This is a genomic window from Virgibacillus chiguensis (assembly GCF_900129865.1).
Classification (GTDB): Bacteria; Bacillota; Bacilli; order Bacillales; family Amphibacillaceae; genus Virgibacillus; species Virgibacillus chiguensis.
The window spans coordinates 39,287-64,041 of the sequence record NZ_FQXD01000001.1 but is presented as its reverse complement, the minus strand read 5'-3'; the positions used below and the strand labels follow the sequence as shown (position 1 = coordinate 64,041).

At 34.5% G+C, this 24,755-nt stretch carries 23 protein-coding genes; all 23 read right to left on the bottom strand.

Annotated features, from left to right (window positions below; all coding sequences use genetic code 11):
* Positions 1–149 precede the first annotated feature (149 nt).
* Positions 150–401: a type 1 glutamine amidotransferase family protein gene (locus tag BUB45_RS00310; protein ID WP_073004050.1), complete on the bottom strand. Its 252-nt coding sequence runs from the start codon at positions 399–401 to the stop codon at positions 150–152.
* A gap of 146 nt (positions 402–547) precedes the next feature.
* Complete coding sequence (locus tag BUB45_RS00305; RefSeq protein WP_073004048.1) at positions 548–952, bottom strand: VOC family protein; 405 nt, start codon at positions 950–952, stop codon at positions 548–550.
* A gap of 545 nt (positions 953–1,497) precedes the next feature.
* Positions 1,498–1,653 carry a gamma-glutamylcyclotransferase gene (locus BUB45_RS20740; RefSeq protein ID WP_425303949.1) on the bottom strand — a complete coding sequence of 52 codons (156 nt, stop codon included), beginning with the start codon at positions 1,651–1,653 and terminating at the stop codon, positions 1,498–1,500.
* 26 nt (positions 1,654–1,679) lie between these two features.
* Positions 1,680–2,306: a hypothetical protein gene (locus BUB45_RS00295; RefSeq protein WP_073004046.1), complete on the bottom strand. Its 627-nt coding sequence runs from the start codon at positions 2,304–2,306 to the stop codon at positions 1,680–1,682.
* Entirely contained in the window at positions 2,299–3,165 is an 867-nt protein-coding gene (locus tag BUB45_RS00290; RefSeq protein WP_073004830.1) for an ATP-binding cassette domain-containing protein, read from the bottom strand. Before BUB45_RS00290 ends, BUB45_RS00295 begins: the two co-directional genes overlap by 8 nt.
* Before the next feature lie 76 nt (positions 3,166–3,241).
* Positions 3,242–4,831: an ABC transporter permease gene (locus BUB45_RS00285; protein WP_139300070.1), complete on the bottom strand. Its 1,590-nt coding sequence runs from the start codon at positions 4,829–4,831 to the stop codon at positions 3,242–3,244.
* A gap of 484 nt (positions 4,832–5,315) precedes the next feature.
* A complete protein-coding gene (gene speG, locus BUB45_RS00280) occupies positions 5,316–5,834 on the bottom strand; it encodes a spermidine N1-acetyltransferase (protein ID WP_073004045.1) in 519 nt (172 codons plus the stop codon).
* Between the two features lie 114 nt (positions 5,835–5,948).
* Entirely contained in the window at positions 5,949–7,103 is a 1,155-nt protein-coding gene (locus BUB45_RS00275; RefSeq protein WP_244527634.1) for an MFS transporter, read from the bottom strand.
* Between the two features lie 85 nt (positions 7,104–7,188).
* Positions 7,189–7,743, bottom strand: coding sequence for a TetR/AcrR family transcriptional regulator (locus tag BUB45_RS00270; protein WP_073004043.1), 555 nt, complete (start codon positions 7,741–7,743; stop codon positions 7,189–7,191).
* A gap of 152 nt (positions 7,744–7,895) precedes the next feature.
* A complete protein-coding gene (locus BUB45_RS00265; protein ID WP_073004041.1) occupies positions 7,896–8,558 on the bottom strand; it encodes a CPBP family intramembrane glutamic endopeptidase in 663 nt (220 codons plus the stop codon).
* Between the two features lie 324 nt (positions 8,559–8,882).
* Positions 8,883–9,803 carry a cysteine synthase A gene (cysK, locus tag BUB45_RS00260; RefSeq protein WP_073004040.1) on the bottom strand — a complete coding sequence of 307 codons (921 nt, stop codon included), beginning with the start codon at positions 9,801–9,803 and terminating at the stop codon, positions 8,883–8,885.
* Positions 9,804–9,832: 29 nt separating this feature from the next.
* On the bottom strand, positions 9,833–10,258 hold the full coding sequence (locus tag BUB45_RS00255; protein WP_073004038.1) for a PH domain-containing protein: 426 nt from the start codon (positions 10,256–10,258) through the stop codon (positions 9,833–9,835).
* 239 nt (positions 10,259–10,497) lie between these two features.
* Positions 10,498–11,055, bottom strand: coding sequence for an isochorismatase family protein (locus tag BUB45_RS00250; protein ID WP_073004036.1), 558 nt, complete (start codon positions 11,053–11,055; stop codon positions 10,498–10,500).
* Between the two features lie 418 nt (positions 11,056–11,473).
* Positions 11,474–12,268, bottom strand: coding sequence for an ABC transporter permease (locus tag BUB45_RS00245; RefSeq protein ID WP_073004034.1), 795 nt, complete (start codon positions 12,266–12,268; stop codon positions 11,474–11,476).
* Between the two features lie 44 nt (positions 12,269–12,312).
* Positions 12,313–12,954, bottom strand: a complete 642-nt coding sequence (locus BUB45_RS00240) for an ABC transporter ATP-binding protein (RefSeq protein ID WP_212590736.1) — start codon at positions 12,952–12,954, stop codon at positions 12,313–12,315.
* Between the two features lie 494 nt (positions 12,955–13,448).
* Positions 13,449–14,294, bottom strand: coding sequence for a 5'-3' exonuclease (locus BUB45_RS00235; RefSeq protein WP_073004823.1), 846 nt, complete (start codon positions 14,292–14,294; stop codon positions 13,449–13,451).
* A 34-nt stretch (positions 14,295–14,328) separates the two neighbouring features.
* Complete coding sequence (locus tag BUB45_RS00230) at positions 14,329–17,952, bottom strand: dynamin family protein (protein WP_073004032.1); 3,624 nt, start codon at positions 17,950–17,952, stop codon at positions 14,329–14,331.
* 246 nt (positions 17,953–18,198) lie between these two features.
* The gene (locus tag BUB45_RS00225; RefSeq protein ID WP_073004030.1) at positions 18,199–18,888 is read right to left on the bottom strand and encodes an MBL fold metallo-hydrolase; all 690 of its coding nucleotides are present in this window, start codon (positions 18,886–18,888) and stop codon (positions 18,199–18,201) included.
* A gap of 226 nt (positions 18,889–19,114) precedes the next feature.
* Positions 19,115–20,644 carry an acyl-CoA carboxylase subunit beta gene (locus BUB45_RS00220; RefSeq protein ID WP_073004028.1) on the bottom strand — a complete coding sequence of 510 codons (1,530 nt, stop codon included), beginning with the start codon at positions 20,642–20,644 and terminating at the stop codon, positions 19,115–19,117.
* 17 nt (positions 20,645–20,661) lie between these two features.
* On the bottom strand, positions 20,662–21,441 hold the full coding sequence (locus tag BUB45_RS00215) for an enoyl-CoA hydratase (protein WP_121639854.1): 780 nt from the start codon (positions 21,439–21,441) through the stop codon (positions 20,662–20,664).
* A 37-nt stretch (positions 21,442–21,478) separates the two neighbouring features.
* Positions 21,479–21,688 carry an acetyl-CoA carboxylase biotin carboxyl carrier protein subunit gene (locus BUB45_RS00210; protein WP_073004024.1) on the bottom strand — a complete coding sequence of 70 codons (210 nt, stop codon included), beginning with the start codon at positions 21,686–21,688 and terminating at the stop codon, positions 21,479–21,481.
* Positions 21,689–21,761: 73 nt separating this feature from the next.
* Positions 21,762–23,099 carry an acetyl-CoA carboxylase biotin carboxylase subunit gene (locus BUB45_RS00205; protein WP_073004022.1) on the bottom strand — a complete coding sequence of 446 codons (1,338 nt, stop codon included), beginning with the start codon at positions 23,097–23,099 and terminating at the stop codon, positions 21,762–21,764.
* A 10-nt stretch (positions 23,100–23,109) separates the two neighbouring features.
* Complete coding sequence (locus tag BUB45_RS00200; RefSeq protein ID WP_073004021.1) at positions 23,110–24,744, bottom strand: AMP-binding protein; 1,635 nt, start codon at positions 24,742–24,744, stop codon at positions 23,110–23,112.
* Positions 24,745–24,755: the final 11 nt, after the last annotated feature.

Below are 24,755 nucleotides of genomic sequence, written 5' to 3'. Positions count from 1 at the left end.
CATTCTCACATATTAAATCTAATAAATTTATATACCCTATAAAAATCGGTTAATTGTTTCATTTGTTCCTCCATTATGCTAACTCTCCTTTCTAGTGTGTGAAAAAAACTAACTTTAATCATGCTCAACAGTTTCAATTCAGTATCACCTCACTCTTCCGGATGCTGATGAATGCTGTAGTCAGGTTCTACTGATATACCAGAATGTGTTTTAATTTTTTCTCCATTTTCTGTAATCGTTATAACTTCAAATGGTCTTGTAGGCAATAATTGCTTTTTATAAAGCGTTATCACTTGTTCTGCTTTATTATGTGCTGTTAATGAAAGCACTTCTGCTGGACCAGCAAAATCTAGTATGTCTACGTAGTCAAAAAGTAAAATGCCGATTTTTTTCTTTTTCAATAAATTCATCCTTCCTTATAGAACAATTGTGAAAAGAATATATTCCCTCTACTAATACTATTAGCAAAGGGAGTGAATAATTTGTACATATATAACAAGCTGCTGTTATCCAAGTGATGTTGTGCTTTTTCTTAAACGCATCCATATCATTCATAAGATCTATTCATAAATACCACTCGCCACCCATCTGGGTCTTCAATCGTAACACCTTTTTCTTTCCAATATTCATTTTCGGGCTCTACCTCTTTATAACCCATTTCGTCCATTCGCTTGATTAACTGACCTATTTCATCCTGATTTTCCATATAAAAGACGAGAAGATTATCTTTTGTTGGAACTGGACAAGGGCTACCGCTCTCATGAGATGTAAACTCTAAATGGTAGTCCGCGTGTGGTAGGCCAAATATAACCCCTTTATATCCTCTATGACCTTGGAATTCTTCTATTTTAGTTAAACCAATACCTGCTTCGTAAAAATGAATGACTTCTGTAAATTTATCCGTAGGTCTTGCTATACGTATTTGTGTTGCAGAAAAATCTCTAAAATCCATCCGTTCACCTTCCTTCAAATATGTTTTGTTCTAAATCATTTTTTAAATATTTCTAAAAATATATACATATCATAATAGATGAATAAAGACGAAACAAGTAAAACACTCTATAACGTTCTTTGATACTTTCGAAACGCTACCAAAACAAGTGCACAAGAGACAATAAACATGATAATTAAATAACTACTATTAGGTATGACGAGCGACCAATCTGGTTTTGTCGTAATAACTTCTCTACCCGCTTCAACTGCCCAATTTAGAGGATTAAAAGTTGCAACGGTTTCAACCCAATCTGGTACCAGTTCAATATGTTTTTACCTCCTACCTCCTTGTATTTCTACTGTAAGTATAAATCAGCACGTAACGTTCGATTCAAGTTCTTTTTAACTAAAATTAAATAAATGCGTAAACACCCGATTAGCAACGTAGCTAGTGAAACGCATCAACTGAGATAAAGGAATCACGGTGAGGCATGAACCGATGATGACTTATCTTAAGGTGATTGCGTGAAGGACCAGTTAGTGGGCGTTGAAGCCAGACATGACTTATATTGTATATCCTTCCAGTTCATCTAAAAGATGTAATCCAGCTTTATCAACTTGGTACAGCTCACCATACACTGCAACCAATTTATTGATCTTATGTAAAACGGGATAGCCTCTTTTCGTATCAAACAGTGTCCCTTTTATACAATAGTGAATTTGTAATGTTGTGTTAATTAATGTTTTTATTTATAAGACCGAATTAATTGAACAATAGATAACACAAGACCAAGTATTAAGAAAATAAAGGTTAATACAAGCCAAATATTTATTATTGGCTCTTCAAATAAAAATATATGCGGCCAAGGTAAAAACGTACCTTTTGTTACCACTTCTGTTATTGTGTAAGTTGCATATATTGCTATAGATAATTCTAATGATTCCACTAAAGACAATAATGTAACGCCAATTACTTGATAAAAAACAAACAATAATAGTAAATGCAATATGATTTTTGCATCAAAAAAACCAAACCCATTCAACCAAATTAGTAAACAAGTAAATAGGAACAGTATACAACCATGTAACATACTATAACGAACTAAATCATATAATAGATTGTTCTTATAGTATGGAAGTAGCACCTCCTTGGATCCTTCGTCATAAATATAACTGTATAAAAAAACGATATGCAGTCCAGAAACAGGTACAGCTACCCCTTGTAAAAAAATATAAGGTAAATATGGATCAGTTGAATTCAAATGGCTTGTGAATATTAGAAATAGCGCTATAATGTAGCCAACAAAAGGAAGAGTGTAAATTCCTTTTAGTAATTTTATGTCAAAGGTAAAGTGATGTTTAAGCCTATTCATGTGATTGACTCTCTTTCAATAATGATAAATACCCATCAATTAATTTTGGGGAAACTGCTTTACCAACAGGTTTGTTCGATAATATCCGTACTAATATGTGCTTACCTTCGTCATCCAATTGAATAACTTCATGATTTGCAATTACTTCATCTAACTCATAATTATTTACTTGTAATTGAAAAACATATCGGTCAGCCATTTTTTTTAGTTGTAAAGGGCTACCTTCAAATAAAACCTTACCATTTCGTATAACACCGATCTGATCACAGAGAAATTCAATATCCTCAACTAGATGGGAGGATATAATCACAGTATGAACCCTTCCTAGTTGTTTAAGTAAATTTCGAAAACGAACTCTTTCTTCAATATCTAGTCCAGCTGTAGGTTCATCAAATAATAAAACAGACGGCTTTCGAAGTAATAACTGTGCAATTCCAACTCTCCTCCTCATGCCACCTGATAATTCTTTCATTTTTTTATTTTTATGCAACTTTAAATTTACTTGTTCTAAAACTTCTTGGATTTTTAATGAAGTTTTGGAAACAGGTAAACCTTGGAGAACTGCAATATGTTCCAGCACTTGATAAACAGTTAAGTCCGGGTATACCATGAAATTTTGTGGCAAATAACCAATTAGTTCTGTTTTTTTAACATATGATTTTGAACTTATTAATTTTTCATCTGCATGTACTTCACCAGATTGAAAAGGTTCTAGTCCTGCTAATATTTTCATTAAAGTAGTTTTTCCTGCGCCATTAGGTCCTAATAATCCATATACTCCTGAAAACGATAAATGAATACCAGACAAGACAGGCTTTTTCTTATATGATTTATATAAATCTTTCACATAAATATTCAATTTGCTTTTTTCTCCTCCAATAACAAGTTGACATTCTCCCATGTCCATGCATCATCCATAGCATGATACCATTGTTCTAAGAAGATTCTTTTAGATTTCTCTCAAAATCTTTCATGACCTCTTCATCATTTATTGCTAGAGTAGATCCATTAGTTGAATATACTAGATGGTCATTATTGATTAAGTTAGGAGTAGTATTATTCATAAAGACTAACTTGGAAGGTAATGCATTTACTTTCATAGGTGCTAATATATATATTTCACTAAGAATAGATTCTAACCGATTAGTTACTTCTTCTATACGTTTGGGCATGTTTGGCCAATCAGCGGGATAGACTATGTCATAATTCTTATATTTTAATTGATTTCCTTCACCCTTTATAAGCGAAAGCCCGCTTGTTTTTCCCTTATAATTCCTGCCTGCTGAATCTATATTTGTAAATAATACATCATCCGCTGTTAGAGTAAAATAATATGCTTCATTAACTTTTACATCATTTGTTCGTTGGACAGTTCCTAAGTATGCGTCTTTTTCAAATATGTGCTTACAATTCTTTTTGGGATACCATCCATGATTCGCTAGCAATATTGTACTATTTTTTGAATAAGGTATTAACGCTGTATCTGTCAATTTGTAGTAGAAAGTGATTTTTTTAAATTTATCCGTACCACTATTAATATGGATAATATCTCCTTCTCTAGCATATGAAACTTTTGTACCATCAACCATTACCTTTTGAACTGGATAGGCATAATATAATTGAAATGACGGGCTATTGGTCGCCGTATGGTCAAATTCAATTTCTGTTCGTACGTCGTCTCCATCTATCGTAATATCGTATGTATGGATTTTATAATGAAGATTGGTATCCACTGAATGCAATTCTTCATATCTTTCAGTTTCCTTCATTTCATCAACACTATTAAACGCAAGAGAATTTTTATGAACAGATAAAAAACCAAATCCTATACATCCAATAATTAAACCAGTAACAATAGATAGTATGATCTTTTTTTCTCTTTGTAAAATTGTCCATTTTAAAGAAGAGACTAACAAAATAGAAATTAACAGTAAAAACCATGCAAGTAATTTAAGTTCTAAGCCAGAGTCTACATTAAATCCTATGTACGATTGGTATACAGAATAAATACTATTTGGACCAATACTGAGTAAATTTTTCCAATCATTTGCACCTACTGTCTCAAAAAATGATGAAAAAACTTCTTGATTTATTACACCTGATAAAAACCATACTATTATAATAAAAAAAATACTGACCTTATTTGCGCCAAAGATCAGAGCTATAATTAAGCCAATAAAACATGTAAATAAGAGAGGGAAAAACATATAATCAATTAAAAAACGAAATAAAGATACATATATAGACGAGAATTCAATTCCAACAAAGATATAAACTGCCGTAAAAGTCATATAAACTATTAGTAACAACATAATTTGTAAACTAAGATGGACGAGTAATAAAGCTGTTAATTTTTCCAAAATTATTTTGTAACCATCAACAAAAAAAGTATGCACGCCAAATTTTAATTCATTGGAAAAACTTTGATAAAAATACACGATATACAAAATGCTTACTATTTGTGTGATTATAACAATTTCCGCTGGTAAATCACCATAATTTTCCTGCGCAAACCATGTATTCATATATATGATTATGCGCGTCCCTAATAACAGAATAAACGTAATACTCGCACATAGATAGAGCTTATTTCTAAGTATATACCTAAAATAAAAAAAATATAGTTTCTTTAATCGCATGCTAAAACCCTTCTCTATTAGATTAAAAAAATTGTTCAAACACAGCACTTTGGAATTTTTGAAGAGACTGTTTTATATTAAATTTTAGCATTTTTCTAAAAACAAACCAAGTAAATGTAGTAGTATACTTAATAAATAGTTTCAAACAATTGAAATGAGAAACAACTTAAAAATAGAGGTATTTATTAATAGCATTTTCAATCATCAACAAATTATATGGTTCTTATCCTTCTTTTTCTAATTTTAAAAATAGAAACAACATGTAGTTTAAAATTGAAGTTGGATAAATGTAAAAATAGCCCACAGCGGTGATTACCCCCGAAGGCTATTTTCTAGTGCTCTATTGCTTTTTTGATAGTATGAAACGTTACTATAATTTATTTAAATAGTCACGTTGGAAGATACACATACGTAACACATCATGATAGCTTCCATTTACAAAAAACTCTTCTTTGAGTTCCGCTTCTACATAAAATCCTAGCTTTTTATAAATATGAATAGCTTTTTCATTTTGTTTATCAACAATGAGATACAATTTATGCAAGTTTAATGTTGAAAATGCATAGTCCATTGCTAATTGAGCAGCTGGAAGAGCGTAGCCATTACCTTGATGTTTTGGAGAAATTATAATTTCAAACTCTGCGTTTCTATGAACAAGATAATCAATATAAGCAATATCTACTAACCCTATTCTTTCTCCTTTACTTTCTATTGTAAACCTCCGTAAATGCTCATCCTGTGCATGTTTTTCATACATTTCCTTTAATCTTGCAAACGAGTAGTATGGTTCTTCAAACCAATAAGACATAATAATTGGATCGTTTACCAATTCATGAATAAATGGTAAATCCTCTTCCTCTAAAGGCCGTAATCGTAAATTATGTTCCACTTTTCTATATACCTCCACAATTAATTTAAATAACGACAAATTCTTTCAATAATTCTCTCCCTCTAATCATATATGTTTACCTATAGAAAGAAAAAGATACTGCATTTCTACTTATTATATAGATTCATATGTTTGTTTTTTCTTAGGAGTAATAAAACTAGCTAATAAACCTGCACAGCCAAATAAAATAAACGTGGATGCGTAACCCCAAAGACCAATGAATAGGCCAGCAGATAACGAACCAATTACTTGTCCAACTGCTAATAATAGAAAGGGAACACCGATACCAAGTGAAGCATTATGAATAAATACACGAATTCCCCAAACAAGTAATACCCCCGTTAAAAATATATAAGACCCACCAAATATTCCAGCAGCAGAATATGCAATAAACCACTTGTCAGGAGATAGGGCTAGAATGATGGAAGCAATGGATAATAAAATAGTAGCAAATTTATAAGAAAACGGCAGGCCTTTCTTTTCAATTAATGAACCTGAAAACCCGCCCAAGATACCTAAAACACCGATAACAACCCAAAATATAGATAACTGCCAGTCTTCATAATTACCAGCATTTTCAAAAAAAGAGCGCGAAAATGTCCAAAAAGCTGCTGAACAAATGCCTAGTACAACAGATGCAATACTTAGTCTTATTGAACCTTCAACACCTTTGATCGAATAATCTCCTTTTTTCAATACCATTCGCGTGGAATACATGGACTTCTTTGGGATAATTTGGATATTCCAAAGCAATGTGATTAATGTTAGAACCGCATAAATGAAATAAGTGATGCGCCAATGTGGTGTTAATAAGATGGCTCCTAATCCAGAAAGAATAATTCCTATGCTTGTGCCAGAATTAATCCAAGTGTTCGCTATTCCTTGCTTTTTCTCTTCAATCCAAAGTGATATTGCTGCTCCATATGGAGGAGATACTAAGCCAGTACTTGCACCAGCTAACAGGACACCTAATCCAAGTATATAGATATTATGTGCCAAACCCATGCATAGCAAACCAATAAGTGCAGCCAAACCAGCAGCAAAAATCATTTTTCGAGGTCCTTGCCTAATCGTAATAATAGTTGAAAGGGTTATTGTAAAGCAATAAGCTAAATAAAATAATGAAGAAATGGTTCCAGACATAAGATCTGATAATTGCAGGGACTTCTGTATATCCGGAAGTAGTAAACCAAAGCTAAATCTCGCTAGCCCATATGTGGAAGCAATCATTGCTATACCAGGTAAAACAAATCGTAAAAAATTCATCATACCGCTCCTTCCTTATTCAATTAGATAGAACGATCTTTCTAATATCGAACATATAAATAAGCTTTTTTATGAAGCGTAAAAAAAATCACGAAGCCTGTTGGACAAGTGTCCGGGCTATCGCAATCGAGTGTGAAGTTGCTTCTTCAGGCCCTATTAAAGTTGCCATTGAAGTTGTACCTTCTAGCAATAAAGTAAATTGATTGGCTAAACCTTGTTGGTTTGCCTCCCCTTTTTTACATGCTAATTGTTGAAAAAAGCGCACAAGTTTTTGTTTATGACTTCTTGCTATTTTCTCTATTTCATTGTTTGACCCTGCGTAATCTTCAATCGCACGTAAGAACATATCTCCTTTATATGACCACTCTTTTAACCATCTACCATGTGCCTCTACAACAAGAATAAAAGACAAATCTGAATCAATTTCAACATATTTATTTAGATAAGACCAATAGCGTTTTTCTCGCTCTTTAAGGACTTCTTCAACTAGCCTTTCTTTAGAAGAAAAATGGTTGTATAGCGTCATCGTTGCCACGTTAGCCTCTGTGGTAATTTGTTTTAATCCCACCCCACGAAAGCCTTTTTCATAAAACAAACGTTCAGCAACTTCCAATAAATCCTTTCGTTTCATTGACGTTTTCATACTTCACCTTCCTCCTAATAGAATGAGCATTCTATCTATTAGAGTAGCAATTTATTAGATTATCGTCAATGGAAACACTCTCAGTTATGAGTTATTTATCACCTCGATGGTCTTGCTGCTAATAATTTTTCATACTACTGTTCCTTGTGAATTTAAAAATAGAATAACGTTATACCTATGGCAATAATCATAATATCGGCACATACATGGATGATCCACGAAAACCAAATTGTCTGGTTTCTCTCATTTACCTTATGAAAAACTATCGCGATCCCCCAAAGTCCTACAAAACAAGTGATAATTAAACTGGGGCTAAACCATAAGGCAATCATGGGTATATGGTAAGTTGCAAATAGCAAAGGGCTAAAAAAGTATCCGATTTTCCTGGGTAATTGAAAGAAAATAAACCCGCGAAAGAAGTACTCCTCTAACAAAGAATTAATAAAAGTAATATAGATGCCAACGAAAATAAACCCCGTGGCGCTTATACCTAATCTTCCAGTTATATCTTGCTTGATTTGGCTAACTGAGAAATAAGGAGATAGCAACAAATAAGCAGCTAAAACGATGGAGGCAGATAATGCTCCAAGGAAAAGTAAACGCAACCAATCTCTTCTATTCATTTTATCTAAAGTTAGAACATCTTTAAAGCGAAAATCGCCAAATAAACGAGTGTATAACCATATCGCAAGAAAAAATAACGTCATTTTGCTTAATGATTTAACAACATAATTAACATCCATTCCATGCTCCACAAAGGCAAGTAAGGCACATATTAGACTAGAAACACTAATAATATAAGCAGTCTTTTTCATTGAAGTTCTCCTCAGAAGTATTTGTCAAAAGGTTTCAATTCTTTTTAATTGAAGCTATTAGAAGTGATGAAAATACAAAACGATTATCTTAGTTATGCTTATTTTAACATATAAAAGCCAACGAAGCTTCGTTGGCTTTTATATGTTAATAATGCATAGATACGTGTAGTTATACCGTAGCTCTATTTTTCAATGAAAGATGAAGAAAAAGTTTGCTTATCGTTAAAAAAGCACCATGTCGGAAGTATTTATTTTGGTTATAGCAAAACCTTAACATCTTTATGAGAAATAGCGTCAGCGGTGATACATGAAAGCATATCAATTTTATTCCGCAAATAAATTCATGCTTAAATAGCGTTCTCCAGAATCCGGAGCAATACAAACAACTTTCTTTCCTTTTCCAAGACGCTTAGCTGTTTGGATAGCTGCATATACAGCAGCAGCACCTGATAAACCAATAAAAATGCCTTCTTTTTGTCCAAGTTCTTTAAACAATTGAACTGCATCATCATCTGCAATTTGCATAATTTCATCGTAAATAGATGTATTTAAAATCTCTGGTATAAAACCCGGGCTTGTGCCGACAAGCTTATGCTTACCAGGCTTTCCTCCTGATAAAACAGGAGATCCTTTTGGTTCTACTACAGCGATATGGATGTGTGGAAGCTTTTCTTTTAATACTTCACCTGTACCAGTTACTGTTCCTCCAGTTCCTGCAGTACATACAAAAGCATCTAGCTCACCTTCCATTTGCTCAAGTATTTCCAAAGCCGTTGTTGTTTTGTGAATATCCGGATTGGCCATATTTTCAAATTGTTGTGGAATAAAACTTCCAGGATGTTCTTTTTGTAACTCCAACGCTTTGTTTATTGCACCAGGCATCTTTTCTTCACTAGGCGTTAAAACAACTTCTGCACCATAAGCTTTAAGAATATTCCTTCGTTCAGCAGTACTATTATCGGGCATGACAATGATCGTTTTATATCCTTTTGCCGCCGCACTCATTGCTAATCCAATGCCAGTGTTTCCACTCGTAGGTTCAATAATAGTATCACCTGGTTTCAATAATCCTTTTTCCTCCGCTACTTTAATCATATTATACGCGGCCCTATCTTTTACACTTCTACTGGGATTATACATCTCTAGTTTCACATATACGTCTGCAGCATAGTCAGGAACAAGTTTGTTTAATTTCAACATTGGCGTGTTTCCAATTAATTGACTAATATTTTCTACTACACGCATTTCCCCATCCTCCTTGTTAAACAAGTACTTTAAGAAAGTGATTGTTTCAACGACTTTTCCATTTTTATATGCGGGTTTATAGCAATAAGTGCTTGTAAAAATTGTTGTTTGTCTAGCGGTGATATACTTGTTACGTTAAATTTTCCACAATGCAATACAATTCGGTCAAGTGATAAAGCTGGCGCAGCAGCTAAAGGATTTTTTTTCGCTTGAAAAACGACTTCAATCTCTTTTATATTTATCGTTTGACGAACAGGCCCATAGCGAATTTTAAGTTTTTCACCAATAATCCGATAATCCGTGGCAAACCAAAACCATAATAAGAACACAATTAAAGGAAGGATTAGTAAAATAGACAACCCGTTTCCTGTAATTAGCGGTATAAAAAATCCTATTATAGAAATCCCCCATAAGAGAACAGTAATCCATTGATCCTTCTTGGAAGGAAACACCATATATTTTCCTCCTGTATGTTTTTTATTCATTATAAAGGGAATACAACCTTTTTTCCAACTATACCTATTGGATTAACGTATGTACAGAATCGGCTTCGTCCCTTATAGAGAGTTTAAAGCAATACAGAAGTGTTCGATTTAATGACACTTTCATTTTATATTGAATAAACACGCAACAATAAAAGATCCCAATTCCTTTGTCAAACTTAAGAAATCGGGATATTACTTTATAAAGAAAATCACCTATATAAATGATGTGTTGGATGAAACAAATCTTCCTCTGTTTTTCTTACAATGGAAAAGTTTTCAACATTGTAATGTCCATGCAGAGTATTATTATGATGCTGGATAATTTGCTCTGCATGTAAAATATCGCTTCCTGTTGTAGAATGTCCATCACCTACTAATGTAACATCTAACCCATTAATCGTAGCTGTTCTGACTGCGCTATCAATACAATGCTGGGTCGTACACCCCATCATAACTACATGTTCAATTTCTTCAGATTTAAAGTAATTTAAAAGTCCAGTTCCATAGAAAGAATTTGTTGCGGTTTTATCAAAGAATGTTGCATTTTTAGGTATATGGATTTCTTCATGCACTTGAAAACCCTTCCCTTTGCCTTCTGCAACATCTAAATCCCTAACAAAGACAACAGAAATATTTAATTTACTTGATTTTTCAATGACGCTATTGATATTTCTAATTAATTCCTCTTTTAAAAAAACGGCTCCATATTCTTTGTTTCCTTCTATTAGCTCTTGTTGTGCATCAATAATTAATAAAATTTGTTTCAAATAATGCTCCCCTTTCTTATTTAGCGAACGATATCTTAAAGAGACATGCCCCTACCTTCGTTTTTGCTACGTCAATATTTACATGGTTAATCATACTATCTACCTCCTAAATCAACTATTTAACAATAGATTCAAGATTGAATTTTATAATAATTTAAATTTTATCATAAATAGGTGTTAAAGAACAATTTTATAGTGCACATTATTTTACTATTAACCTTTTTAATGAGGCGCAAATGAAGAAATAGATTTCAATATTCTATCATAAAGCTAATAAATTCTTCCCAACCATTCATAGGTCACTAACAAAACTATTTCACTTGCTAGTCTATATTATTAAGAAGAAAGTCTCTTTTCGAAAAAGTTTAAACAGTAGCTAAGTTAACACATATGGAACGCGTGCTTGTTTTTTTAAATACTAGTCATCAGAAAATTTCAATTGTGCACGATGGTTAAAGAACGCTTTGTATGTTAAATGGAGAAAAATTACAACAGTAATTGAAACAGTTCCTGCTACACCAAGCATAATTGCAATCTGATACTTCACAGCACTGACAGGAGATGCTCCAGCAATAATTTGTCCTGTCATCATACCAGGTAAGAATACAATTCCCATACCGACCATTGAATTAATAGTTGGAAGCAGTGCAGAATCAAAAGCTTCATTAATAATCGAATTGGATGCTTCTTTTGGCGTTCCACCTAACATTAAAGCTGCTTCTACTTTTTCTTTTTGTTCTCTCATACCAATAAGCAATTGGTTTACACCTAAAGTAATACCAGTCATCGCATTACCGATGATCATGCCACCAATCGGAATAAATAACTGTGGTTCATACCAAGGATCTAATTGAAGAACAACGAATAAAAAATAAGCCATACTTACAGATATGCCTAATACCATAGCTAGCGCAATCGTCTTTTTAACAGATATATGAATGGCTACGGTTGCACGTTTATACACATTATAGATAGCAAATCCAAGCATAAATAAAACAATGACTAAAGTGATCGCTGGATGCGGATTTTCAAACACAATCATTAATAAATAGCCAACTAAAACCAATTGTACTGTCATCCGTACTGTGGAAATGACAATTAATTTTTGCCTCGGGATACCTTTCACACGAACGATAATCCATAAAATAACTATAAAAACATATGCGAATAGTAATTGCCAAAAAGTTAAATCAATAGAACTTGGCTCGCTCATTTTGTATTCCCCTTTCCATATAAGATCTGTATAATTCGTATAGCTTAACTGTTAAGAGACGTTTTGCTATATTGGTCCATTTCAATGGTCACATCTGCTACACGTCTCGCTAACTCAAGATCATGCGTAATCATAATTAAAGATTTGTTTTGTGTTTTAATAAATTCGATAAACATATCAATAACCTTAGCTGCCGTATCGCTATCCAATGCAGAGGAAGGCTCATCTAAAAGAAAAACATCTGCCTGTAGTAACATAGCTCTTGCTAATGCAAGCCGTTGTTTTTCGCCACCTGATAAATCTTCAGCAGGAGCGTCTAATGATTTATGTAAAAAAACCTTTTCTAAAGTCTCTTTAAGTTTTAACTCATTTACTACATCTATACCAGATAATTTCTGTCCAATTTTTAAGTTGTCTTCTACGGAGCCTGAAAATATGACTGGAGTTTGTGGAACCATAGTTATCGATCTCCTAAGCTCGATCGGATTCATTTTCTGCATGTTTTCTCCTTGATAGAAAATAGTCCCTTCGTCAGGCGAATCCAAATGATTTAACAATCGTAAAAAAGTCGATTTCCCACTTCCGCTCTTTCCAACGATACAAACAATTTGTTGGGCAGGGATTTCTAGTTTGTTTATTTCAATAATCCCCTTCACTTTTATATTTTCCGCTCGAAACAATGCCATTTTTATCAACCTCACGATGTAATTTTGCACGTATACTACATATTTTCACTTATTACTACTGTGTTACTCATTGAACAATATAGTCCATATAACATTCCACTTACTAACTATAAATTATTTTGTTAGCTTAACCAAATAAATTGATTTCATGACAGTAAAAAACAGGCTAGACATACGTGCAAACGATTGCTTTCTTTTCAAAGTAGTGACTGTTTTTAGTATTTGGATCTAAATCATCGTGCTTGTATCCGTAATAAGGAATGAAACAAAAGGATTGCAGAGGGGGCATCCCCCATACCCCTCATAGGTATATGGGGTACCCCCCTATAAACACCTTTATTACATGACAGAAACACAAAAACTTGGCTTCATCGCCGAGTTTTTGTGTTTTGAGACAACAGGAGAGGTCATGTAGTTAGTTAATTCTCTTTCGACCAATCATCTCCAGTTATCTCATTTAAATAATAGGATCGAAATTACCAGTATAAAGTAGTCTATACAAGCTTATCTAAATACTTCCATTCTAGAGATTCGAAGGTGCCAATTATTCGTTCACGATCATAATTCCATAATGCTCGGTCTAGTTCACACGTAATGGGAACATTGCACTTTATTTCAGCAAGGCTTCTTGATAAGAGCAACATATCCATATTTGTTTTTATTTTTGTTTGTACACCTTTTGGCAATGTATTTATATTTGCAATTAATGCATCAATAGATCCATGTTCTTGAATTAATTTCAACGCTGTTTTTTCACCGATGCCTTTAACACCTGGGTAGTTATCAGAAGGGTCTCCCATTAATCCTTTTAAATCAATTATCTGTTTCGGTTGAATACCTTTTTTCTCATAGAAATTATGTTGATGAAATAAATCGTAATTTCCCTGTCCTTTTTTCATAATTGCCACGCGGATACCATCATCCACTAATTGTAAAATATCTTGATCACCTGTAAGAATAGTTACTTCGTGATCTTTCGCATATATCTTAGCTAGGGTTCCAATACAATCATCTGCTTCATAATTTTCTAAACCAATATTTGGCATATTAAAACGATCTACTACTTGTTTTGCTAAGTCAAATTGCGGTATTAATTCAACTGGTGGTTTATCCCGATTCGCTTTATAATCAGCGTACATTTCCGTTCTAAAAGTTTTGCTCCCCATATCCCAACAGCAGATAACATGCGTAGGTTCAAATGTGTGCACAGCGTCTAAAAAATAGCGCAAAAACTGATAAACCCCATTTGTTGGCATCCCTTCACTTGTCTTCATGAAATTACCACGGAAAGCTGTGGCAAAGAAACCTCGAAATAATAGCGCCATGCCGTCAACTAGCATTATTTGATGTTTATTCAAAGTAAAATCCTTCTTTCTATTTGTGATCTGCTAAAATAGCAGATATATGATCATGTTTGTATAATAACTCTTGCAACGTAACGTTTGATGACATCATCTCTTCATAACTCTCCATATGTCTTTGGAGTTGATTAGCAATAGCCTGTTTTAATTCCTCTATAATTACTGTCCACTCTTCCTCATAAAAAGCGGCCATCATTTGTTCATGCTCATCCATAGATTGTTTCGTTACTGGTTTAAGTAATTCAAAGATAGTCTCTTTCATTTGTTCCTTCTCATTTTTAGCAAAGAAAGCTTTTGTGTGTTTATATGATTGAACAATTTGAGCAAAAGTTTGCAAGTTAACATTTTTTAAAGGCTTGATAAAATCAGGTGAAGCAATTTTCTTTCGGTCTATTTCTGCAAGCAAAAATGAATGATCAATTTTTTGACTTTGTTTCTCTGCAAATCGATATACTTCTAACATTTTATCATTCATAAATGCCTCTAAACGTAACGATACAGCTTGTAACTCTCGAAGCAATTCAGCTTGACAGTAATCAACCAAGTTTTGTAGACAAATCCAAACCTGTTGCCGACCTTCTTTACCGGATTCCGTAATTGTTGCTGGATTGAATGTTTCTTTAAACATATCATGGAAGCGAATGGAAAATCGCTCCAAAACATAGTATATTTGTTTTTCCACTTTTTGTTTCACTTGATTTATTTCTATTGTACCTTTCATACGATCAATGATCTGTTCTATTTGCTGGCGTCCTTGTTCAATGGCGTTTTTGAACGCCTCTTTTTCTTGTTGATCCAATTTTTGTGATGCTATAAATTGTTGAAGTTGTTGCTCTATACGTTCCACATCTCGGTAAGCTGCAGCTACAGCCAATTTCGTTAAACCGTGATGGATAAATGGATAAAAATCGTCTTCAAACTTACTCATAAGCTCATCAGGACGATGATTCATTTGCTTTTCCGTTAATGCTTTCCTACTAGAGACAGGATACAAGCGAGGAAAACGAATCCCTAATTGCGTTAGCTGTTCTTTTACATATGTGGAAACTAACGATAATTCCGCTTTGTCTTTTGCTAGATCGGCTGCATTAACGACAAAAAACATTTTATCTAATTCAAAAGCATCCTTTACTCTACCTAATTGCATAAGAAAATCTTTATCAGTTCGATTCAGTGCATGATTATAATAGGTTACATAAAGAATTGCATCTGCATGTTTAATATAATTAAAGGCTACATTTGTATGTCTGGCATGAACAGAATCTGCTCCAGGTGTATCAACAAGGCTGATTCCTTGTCTAGTTAATTCACAATCGTAAAAAAGATCAATCGTGTCAACAAAACAAGCTTTCGTCTCATCTGCCACATAGCTAGGAAATGCTTCTATAGATAAAATAATTTCTTCACCTAAGTCATCCTTTATGGAATCGAAACCACTTAAAAGAGCCTGCAAAAATGATTGATACGTGTTTTCTAAGTCTGGGTGATGATGAAGTTGTTCCCTAGTAATCCAAGTAATCAATTCTTCTAGTTCATTTGCAACTGGTGAAAATTTTTTTGTCATCGACGTTATTTCTTTCACTAATTCTTGTTTTGTTTTTAATTGTACCAATAGCGTCCCATGCTGATTTTTATCTGTCACTGGGTGTATTCGATTGACAGTAGCAGTGGTTGGATTTGGTGACACAGGTAAAACAGCTTCTCCCATGAGTGCGTTCGCAAATGAAGATTTTCCAGCACTAAAAGCACCAAATAAAGCAATCGTGTATGTGCGATGTTGTAATCGTTGTTGTTTACGAGATAAATCTTCTATAAGTGATTGAAAGCCTGGTAAGTTTTTAACCGTATCTATGGTCTGTTCAATAGCCTTTATAGCCCTATCCACTGGTTGTTTTTTTTCTGTTAATTCCGTTGTTGTTTGACTCGATTTGGTTAGTAGCTTGTCAGGGATGTTTTCCCACTTAAATAGTGCTGGCTCACTTGCAAATTTTATACGTTTTTTTTGTTTTGATACATGTTCTTCTATTTCTACAATTGTCATTTTCACAGTAGCAGACTTATGATAACGAGCCTGTCTAACCATCGTTTGCTTTTGTTCTAATTCATCTACTAATGCATAATAATGGTTTGATTTTTCTTGAATATAATTGATTTCTGTTAATTGTTGCTTCAATCGTGAACGCTCAGGAGCCACCTCAGCTTGAAAAGCTTGCTCAATTTGGTTCCATAAAGTATGTGCTAATTGTTTTGCTCGCTTCTTTATTTCATGCGCCACATCATTGGTATAATGAAGGATCGCATCACCATTAAGTGTCGCTCCTTGTTTCATCGTTCTTATAAGGTCTTCTTCCTTAACAGCAATCGTAAAGTGCTGTAAATCATGTTGGACTTGTCCATCATCCACTTTATACGCTTTTATCAATTGGAGCCATTTGTCTCGAAGTTTCCATTGTAATCCAGCCTCTACATTCTGCTGTAAATCAGATACAAATTCAGTTAATCGTTTTTTTCTCTCTTCCTCTGTTTTCTTTTTCGCTCCAATAAAACCAACTTTAAAATTGCTTTGTTGAGATTCTAAAAAAGAAGTAGCTTTATCTCTTAGTGTTGCTGGCATTAAATAAGCATTCTTTACCGTTTCTTGTAAAATGCTATAAAAATCTGCTTTTAAATCAGCTTCCCTCTGTTCAAGTGCTGATAACGCATCTACTATGATTGATTTTTTTACAAGCTTTTCCTGTTGCTCACTCGTAACATAGTCATTTTCCAATGCTTCTTCATATTGTTCTTGAAGAAAATCAACATGTTGTGTAATGATGTCATCTATATGGTGTTTACGATCTAATAACGCTTGTTTACGACTAGTCAACAATTCTTGTATGGTCTTTTGAAGCTCGGTAAATTGGTTATGCTTCGACTTTGGTTCATATAAGGAAGTGTAAAAGATTTTTTCTGGTTTAATTTCCCATAGATCAAAAGTTTGCTTAATACTCTCTTTAAAACTAGCAAATGTTAATTCCGACTCCTTATGTTTATCAATCTGATTAATGATGATGTAAAACGGAATATTCTTTTGTTGAACATTACGCATAAATTGTAAATTCACTTCTGATTGCACATGATTATAGTCCATCACATAAAACAATGCATCCATTAGATGGAGCGACCCCTCTGTCATTAATCGATCTGCATCGTCTGCAGCATCAATACCAGGCGTATCAATAAATGCAGAATTGGAAGGAAGCAATTGTTCAGATGTACTAATTTCAATCTTTTGGATATTATCCTTATCCATGGAATATTGTTTTAAGACTTCCAAATTAAACGGTTCTTTATATTCTTCTGGATCACTATGTTTAAAATACACCCTAATGCTGCCCTTGCCAGATGTGATTTTAACAATGTTTGCACTTGTTGGAATTGGGCTGTTTGGTAAAATATCTTGCCCAAGCAAAGCATTAATCATCGATGATTTCCCAGCAGAAAAATGCCCAGCAAAACAGATCGTGAGTTCCTGTCTCTTATATTTATCGTAGAGCTCAATTAATTTCTCTGTGCGTATGTCATCTCCGTTTTCGCGTACTTGTTCATATACAGAAGCTAGTTGATATACGAAACGTGGCGCGGTTTCTTTCTCCATGATGATCTCCCCCATAAGTTCTCTTGCATCCCCTTATCCGATTTACTAGCGTCTATTATACGAGATATGTAACTCTATTTCTACTTAAAATCATTTTAGTTTACATAATAAAATTACAGTTAATTTAAAACCACACTTTCATTCTTCATCTTAACGAATCGTAAAACACACAAAAAAGCGAAGTATGATGGTACTCTCTACTTTTTTGTGTGTATCAACATAACGAATCAAATAATAGCACTGAAATCATAAAGTTAATTTCCCACCATGATAACAATAAATATATTTAACTTTAAGATTTTTAATTTTATTCAATGACTGTTCTGCTTGCTTAATATCTAAACAAAAATGCGGGTTAGCAATAATTAAATCATCATGATTTTTAACAGCTGCATCTCCAGTAATTACACTTTTTAAACTTGGGAAATACAATGTAATATGCCCCGAAGTATGACCTGGTGTTGCTATTATTTTACACTTGCTATCTAAAATCATATCACCATCATTTACCTTCTCATCTACTGCGACATGCTTCAACTTTCTTAATTGCTGTACAAACCATATACCAAACTCCAATTCCTTTTTTGGCAAATTTTCCAGCATATCTTCAGCTTGAACCAATCTCTCTGATTTTATTTCGCCACTAATGTATGTTGATTCAATTTCGCTAGCTATAATATTAATCTGCGGATATTTTACTTTAAAATCATATAATGAACCTATATGATCATCGTCATAGTGCGTAACAATTACGTTCTTTAATTGCTTCATTTCATATCCATTCTTAATAATTTCATTTTCAATTAAAGGCAAAAAATTTGCATACCCTGTATCGACCAAAGTTAATTCATCATTATTTGAAATAAATAGGCTAGGGTAGATGCAATTTTTTTGCCCATTAAATTCAAATTCAATCGGTAGTTCTATTATTTTCATTTTTCCTCCACTATTAACAAGAAATCTATTTATTTCCAATATGCCCTAGTAACAAAGCATTCTTATTATAGCAGAAAACGTCTTACATGTAACAAATGCTCTTAGATATTTGGAAAAAATTTACACATCTTAAAAATCATTTTAGTTTACATCACAAAATTATTGTATATTAAAATGAACGCTCGCTATTTATGGATTAGCTGAGCGTTCATTATATTTAAATTCTCTATACAGGATATACACCATGTTTTCTTTCCGTAAATGTTACATTTTTTGATTCATAGATAGAAAAGCGTGTCTTTAATTCTTCTCGCAACTTCTCTGGATCAATAATTGCATCAATTACCATTTCTGAAGCTAAGCGGTAAATATCAATATTCTCTTTATACTCTGCCTGCTTTTCTTTAATAAAGGCCGGTCGCTCATCTTCCGGTAATTCCTGAATCTTATTCGCATATACGGCATTCACTGCTGCTTCAGGTCCCATAACAGCAATTTGAGCAGTAGGTAAGGCTAAACAGCAATCTGGTTCAAAAGCTGGCCCTGCCATAGCATATAATCCAGCTCCGTATGCTTTCCGCACGATAACAGAGATCTTAGGAACCGTCGCTTCACTCATTGTCGCGAGCATCTTTGCTCCGTGACGAATGATGCCAGCGCGTTCCACTTTTGTCCCAATCATAAATCCAGGTACATCTACTAAGAATAACAGTGGGATATTAAATGCATCACAGAGTTGCATAAATTTGGCTGCCTTATCCGCTGAGTCCGGAAATAAGACACCGCCTTTCATCCTTGGCTGATTTGCAATAATACCAATAGACCGTCCGTCTATTCTTGCTAGACCCGTAATTAGTTCAGGCGCAAACTTCTTCTTTATCTCACAAAAGCTATCTTCATCTATAATTTGATCAATAAGATCATACATGTTAAAAGCAGCATTTTGATTCTCTGGAATTAAGTCAGAAATAGTTGTTTTCAGTTGTTTTGTTGCTTTTGCTTCTTCTATGTTTGGTTTCTGCCTAAAATTGGCTGGAAAATAACTTAAGTAAGTTTGAGTGTATGCAATGGCTTCTTGCTCAGACTTTGCTAACACATCACCAACCCCCGAAACAGAGCAGTGCATATTAGCTCCACCCATTTCTTCTAAACTAACTTGCTCGCCAATAACCTTTTCTGCCATTCGTGGTGAACCTAAATACATAGAAGCGTTCCCATCAACCATAACGACAATATCACAAAAAGCAGGGATATAAGCGCCTCCTGCTGCAGAAGGGCCAAACAATAGACATACTTGCGGCACGCGGCCTGATAATTTTATCTGGTTATGAAATATTCGTCCGGCACCTCTTCTTCCAGGAAACATCTCTACTTGATCTGTAATTCTCGCACCAGCAGAATCTACTAGATAAATCATGGGAATTTCCAGTGATAAAGCAGTTTCTTGAATTCGAATGATTTTTTCCACGGTACGCTTTCCCCATGAGCCAGCTTTGACCGTAGAATCATTTGCCATGATGCAAACGGATTGGCCGTTTATTTTCCCAATCCCTGTAACCACACCATCAGATGGTAGTGCACCATCCATGCAATTTGCAAAAAAAGCATCTTCTATATTTAAATCTTCATCTAATAACCTTTTTAACCGTTTACGTACAAACAACTTACCTTTTTCCCCATTTTTACGATGATATTTTTCTTGTCCACCACTCTTAATAGTAGCTACTTTTTCATCATATATATTTTTATGAGTCATCGTATTTAGCCTCCCATTTAGTTCCCCTCATATTTCGGTAGTCTTTTCTCACGAAAGGCGTGTAACCCTTCCATTCGATCTTTCGTTGGAATTGTTTGCTGATAGGCTAATCTTTCAATAAGCAAACCTGTTTTTAAATCGGTTTCTGCACCTTTATTTATAGCTGTTTTAGCCTGTCTAAGGGCAACGGGTCCATTTCTTGAAATAGTTGTTGCAAGTTTATTAGCCTCTGTCATTAAATCACTTTCTGATACGATTTCCTCTATTAACCCGATTCGATAAGCTTCTTCCGCATCGATGCGTTTCGCTCCAAAAATCAATCGTTTCGCTTGACCCATTCCTATCAATCGCGGTAGACGCTGCGTACCGCCTGCTCCTGGTATAATAGCGAGCGAAGTTTCTGTAAGCCCCATTTGCACATGGTCCGCAGCAATACGAATATCACATGCTAATGCTAATTCTAATCCACCACCAAATGCTACCCCATTCATTGCAGCAATAACTGGTATAGACAATTCTTCTATTCTATTTATTGTTTCACTAATACTAGCAACAGCAGCTATTACTTCTTGATCATTCATATTCGCACGCTCTTTTAAATCTGCTCCTGCACAAAATGCTTTCCCACCATTCCCAGTAATAATGGCACATCGAACAGTATGGTCTTGTTCAATGATATGGAGAGTTGTTTGTAGTTCTTTGAGTAATGGCTGTGATAGCGCATTTGCAGCTTCTGGCCGATTTATTTTTATTACAGCAATGGATGCTTCCTTTTTTAATTCAATATTTTGATCCACAAGTATCCTCCTTCATGGAAAAGTTAGCATCATTCCATTATTCAATGATAGCAATAACATCTCCTTCATTCACAAAAGCCCCCTCATTTACTTTTAACGCTTTTACTACTCCAGACTGTTCAGCTGTAATAGGTATTTCCATCTTCATAGATTCCAAGATAACAACATCTTGACCTTCCTCTATTGTTTGCCCTTGTTCTACCGTTATCTTCCAAACACTTCCTGCCATCGTTGCTTTTACTTCCATTTTCTTTTCCTCCCTAATAATAAAACGGCTATTTGGTTTATATCTATACTAAGTAATACGAAGGTAGATTACATTATTTGTAATATAATTCTAGGTAATTCGTGGTCGTATTTCCAGCTTTAAATTGTTCGTGCTCTATTACATGCAACAACATTGAAATATTTGTTTTTATTCCTGTAACCTTATATTGCCCTAGTGCTTCTTTTAATAAAGCAATAGTTTCATCCCGTGTTTTCCCGTGAACGATTAATTTTGCAATCATTGGATCATAAAATGGGGTTACATCATAATTCGTACCTACAGCGATTTCATTACGAATGCCGTACCCTTTCGGAGGTTGAAATATATCAATATGCCCAGGTGATGGAAAAAATGTGCTCGGATCTTCCGCATATATCCGAGTTTCAATTGCATGGCCTTGGATGGATAATTCTTGTTGCGTTAAGTTCAACCGTTTGCCGCTAGCGATTTCTAATTGCTTTTCAACAATGTCTATTCCTGTTATTTCTTCTGTAATGGGATGTTCTACTTGAATACGTGTATTCATTTCTAAAAAATAGTAGTTCTCCTCTTCATCCACTAAAAATTCAATTGTACCAGCATTCGTATAGTGAAGAGCCTTCGTTGCTTGAACTGCTTTTTCACCCATTTCTAGCCTAGTTGCTTCGGATATAAATGGAGACGGAGCTTCTTCAATCACCTTTTGATTTCTCCGTTGAATAGAGCATTCGCGCTCAAATAAATGTATGGTATTTCCATAAGTGTCAGCTAGTACTTGCACTTCGATATGACGGGCATTATCTATTTTTTTTTCAATAAACATTGCTCCATCACCAAATAAGCTTTGGGCTCGTTTTGCATTGTTCGTAAATGCTTCTGCCAACTCAGCTTCTTTATACACTACTTGCATACCAACCCCACCACCTCCAGCAGAAGCCTTTACCATCACCGGGTAACCAATTTGATTAGCGTGTAAAAGAGCATCTTCCACTGTAACAATGGCGTCTTCTGTTCCAGGAACAATTGGAACTCCCGCTTCCTTCATCGCGCGTCTAGCTTCAATTTTATTACCCATTTTTTGAATAACCTGACTTCTAGGCCCAACGAAGATAAATCCAGCTTGTTCACATTGCTTAGCAAAGTCAGCATTTTCACTTAAAAATCCATAACCTGGATGTATAGCATCTGCTTTTGCTTCCTTCGCTATCGCAATGACTTTTTCAGCATTTAAATAACTTTCCTGTACACGTGGCGGGCCAATTAAATAACTTTTATCTGCCATTTTTACATGAGGTGCGTGTTTATCAGCTTCGGAATAAACACTTACCGTTTGAATATTTAATTTTTTGCATGTGCGGATAATCCGTACCGCAATTTCTCCTCTGTTAGCAATAACAAGTTTATTTATCATGATCTGCCCCCTATTCAACTAACTTTTGCATCGCCATTTCTTTTAAGCGGTATTTTTGAATCTTTCCACTTGCCGTCATCGGATACTCATCCACAAAAGCAATATACTTTGGTATTTTATGCCATGATATATTCCCTTCACAAAAAGTGCGTATATCGGCTTCAGAAATAGTACTCTCTTTTTTGGGAATAATCCATGCCATTATCTCTTCGCCATATTTTTCGTCAGGGACACCAACAATTTGCACATCAAGTATATCTGAATGCTGATATAAAAATTCTTCAATTTCTCGTGGATAAATATTTTCCCCTCCACGGATAATCATATCTTTCATTCTTCCCGTTATTTCTAAATAACCATCTTCTCGAAGCAAAGCTAAATCTCCAGTGTGTAGCCAACCTTCCTCATCTATTGCCTGCTTAGTAGCTTCGGGATTGTTATAATATCCCTTCATCACATGATAACCTCTTGTCAACAATTCTCCAGGAACTCCACGTTTTTGTTCTTTATTTGTTCCTGGAATGACGATTTTTATTTCAACATTAGGATGAGGCATCCCGACCGTGCTCACTCGTAACTCTATAGCGTCATCTGTCTTCGTTTGTGTAATTACAGGTGAAGCTTCGGTTTGCCCATATGCGATTGTTATTTCATCTGCGCCCATTCTTTCCATTACTTTCGTCATAACTTCCATTGGACAAGGCGACCCTGACATGATCCCTGTTCTTAAACTAGACAAATCATACCGTTCGAAATTAGGGTGATTCAGTTCAGCAATAAACATCGTTGGCACACCGTGTAAAGCGGTGCATCTTTCTTGAGAAACTGTCTTTAGTACTTTTTCTGGGTCAAATTGCTCTACTAAAACCATTGTAGCTCCTTTGGAAACGGCAGCTAAGACTCCTAGCACACAACCAAAACAGTGAAAAAAGGGGACGGGGATACACAACCGATCTGATTCAGTCAACTTCATACAATCAGCAATTTGCTTCCCATTATTAACAATATTATAATGTGTCAGCATCACACCTTTGGGAAATCCAGTTGTTCCAGAAGTATATTGCATATTAATAACGTCATGCATTGCTAAACTTGCTTTTCGTTCCGTTAGGTCTTGTTCTGCTATGCCTTTTCCTGCATGCATGATATCGATCCATTTATACGCAAAAGCATAATCCGTTTCACTTAAAACGATAATGTTTTTTAGTTTTGGTAAAACTTTTGATTTTATGTTCCCTGGTGTCGCGTTATCCAGTTCTGGACAAATATTTCTTAAAACTTCCAAATAAGACGTCCCTTTATAATTTTCAGCCATAATTAAAGTAGAAGCCTCGGATTGTTTTAATAAATATTCTAGCTCATTAGCTTGGTAGTTCGTATTTACGGTTACTAATACAGCCCCTATTTTAGCGGTTGAAAATTGGGTCGTTAGCCATTCAGGTTTATTGTCCGACCAAATTGCCACATGATCTCCCTTACTTATTCCTAAAGCCATGAAGCCTTTGGCTGCATCATTTACCTCCTTATTAAATTCCTCATATGTTTTTCTAAGGTTTAATTCTGGGTAGATAATTGCTTCATGATTCGGAAAATATTTTACTTGTTTCTCTAAAAGTTCCCCAACAGTTTCATGTAAAAGCGTCATGAATATCCCCC

Coding starts and splice junctions, on each gene's coding strand:
- BUB45_RS00305 (WP_073004048.1), bottom strand. CDS start 952: ATGGATTTTAGAGATTTTTCTGCAACACAAATACGTATAGCAAGACCT.
- BUB45_RS00295 (WP_073004046.1), bottom strand. CDS start 2,306: ATGAATAGGCTTAAACATCACTTTACCTTTGACATAAAATTACTAAAA.
- BUB45_RS00285 (WP_139300070.1), bottom strand. CDS start 4,831: ATGAATACATGGTTTGCGCAGGAAAATTATGGTGATTTACCAGCGGAA.
- BUB45_RS00275 (WP_244527634.1), bottom strand. CDS start 7,103: ATGATGAATTTTTTACGATTTGTTTTACCTGGTATAGCAATGATTGCT.
- BUB45_RS00270 (WP_073004043.1), bottom strand. CDS start 7,743: ATGAAAACGTCAATGAAACGAAAGGATTTATTGGAAGTTGCTGAACGT.
- BUB45_RS00265 (WP_073004041.1), bottom strand. CDS start 8,558: ATGAAAAAGACTGCTTATATTATTAGTGTTTCTAGTCTAATATGTGCC.
- cysK (WP_073004040.1), bottom strand. CDS start 9,803: ATGCGTGTAGTAGAAAATATTAGTCAATTAATTGGAAACACGCCAATG.
- BUB45_RS00255 (WP_073004038.1), bottom strand. CDS start 10,258: ATGGTGTTTCCTTCCAAGAAGGATCAATGGATTACTGTTCTCTTATGG.
- BUB45_RS00245 (WP_073004034.1), bottom strand. CDS start 12,268: ATGAGCGAGCCAAGTTCTATTGATTTAACTTTTTGGCAATTACTATTC.
- BUB45_RS00240 (WP_212590736.1), bottom strand. CDS start 12,954: ATGGCATTGTTTCGAGCGGAAAATATAAAAGTGAAGGGGATTATTGAA.
- BUB45_RS00235 (WP_073004823.1), bottom strand. CDS start 14,294: ATGCTAGTTGACGGCATGGCGCTATTATTTCGAGGTTTCTTTGCCACA.
- BUB45_RS00230 (WP_073004032.1), bottom strand. CDS start 17,952: ATGGAGAAAGAAACCGCGCCACGTTTCGTATATCAACTAGCTTCTGTA.
- BUB45_RS00225 (WP_073004030.1), bottom strand. CDS start 18,888: ATGAAAATAATAGAACTACCGATTGAATTTGAATTTAATGGGCAAAAA.
- BUB45_RS00220 (WP_073004028.1), bottom strand. CDS start 20,644: ATGACTCATAAAAATATATATGATGAAAAAGTAGCTACTATTAAGAGT.
- BUB45_RS00210 (WP_073004024.1), bottom strand. CDS start 21,688: ATGGAAGTAAAAGCAACGATGGCAGGAAGTGTTTGGAAGATAACGGTA.
- BUB45_RS00205 (WP_073004022.1), bottom strand. CDS start 23,099: ATGATAAATAAACTTGTTATTGCTAACAGAGGAGAAATTGCGGTACGG.
- BUB45_RS00200 (WP_073004021.1), bottom strand. CDS start 24,744: ATGACGCTTTTACATGAAACTGTTGGGGAACTTTTAGAGAAACAAGTA.